2 protein-coding genes are annotated in these 996 nt (G+C 76.4%); both read left to right on the top strand.

Going from position 1 to position 996, the window contains the following annotated elements:
• Window positions 1–675, top strand: a 675-nt coding sequence (hemC, locus tag FUT87_RS26545) for a hydroxymethylbilane synthase (RefSeq protein WP_147242923.1), incomplete at its 5' end; no start/stop codon positions are given.
• Window positions 675–996 (top strand): uroporphyrinogen-III synthase (locus tag FUT87_RS26550; protein ID WP_186830784.1); only part of this gene is annotated, 322 nt, incomplete at its 3' end. The genes hemC and FUT87_RS26550, both read left to right, overlap by 1 nt.

A 996-nucleotide genomic window follows, 5' to 3' on the forward strand; every position in this document is an offset into this window, starting at 1 on the left:
CTGCCGGCGGGCTTCGTGCTCGCCGCGGTGCTGGAGCGCGAGGATCCGCGCGACGCGCTGGTGTCCTCGAAGTACGACAGCCTCGCCGCGCTGCCGCAGGGCGCCTGCGTCGGCACCTCCAGCCTGCGCCGCGTGACGCAGCTCAAGAACATGCGGCCGGACCTGCGCATCGAGCCGGTGCGCGGCAACCTCGACACGCGGCTGCGCAAGCTCGACGAGGGCCAGTACGATGCGATCGTCCTGGCCGCCGCCGGCCTCAAGCGCCTGCAGCTCGAGGGCCGGATCCGCCAGTACTTCGGCGTCGACGAGATGATTCCGTGCGCCGGACAGGGCGCGCTGGGCATCGAGATCCGCGCCGGGCAGGCGCCGCTGGCCGAGCACCTGGCCGCCCTGGCGCACGCGCCCACCTGGCTGGCCGCGGCCGCCGAACGCGCGGTGTCGCGCGAGCTCGGGGGCAGCTGCTCGATGCCGCTGGCCGCGCACGCGGTCTGGGCGGCTGACGGCCGGCTGACGCTGTCCGCCGCCCTGGGGCACCCGACCCAGCCGGAGCGGGCCCTGCTGCGGGCGGAGGCGGCCGCGACCGTGTCCGACCTGGACCAGGCCGAAGGCTTGGGCGTCGCCGCCGCGAACGCGCTGCGCGAGCGGGGCGCCGCCGAGTACCTGAAGGACGCCTGATGCCGGGCGAGGTCGCCCCGGTCCGACTGCTGCTGACCCGTCCCCGGGCCCAGGCCGACGACTGGGTCCGGCGGATGGCGGCGCTGAACGTGCCCACCGCCTCGCTGCCGCTGATCGACATCGCCCCCGCCGCCGATCCCGCCGACCTGGCGCAGGCGTGGTCGGCGCTGCCGGCGACGGACCTGGCGATGTTCGTCAGCCCCAATGCCGTCGAGCACTTCTTCGACCGGCGCCGCGCGGACGGCGGCCAGGACGCATGGCCCGACCGCACCTGGGCCGCCACGGTGGGCCCCGGCAGCGCGCGCGCGCTGATCGAGCGCG

The organism is Mitsuaria sp. TWR114 (genome assembly GCF_007997345.1).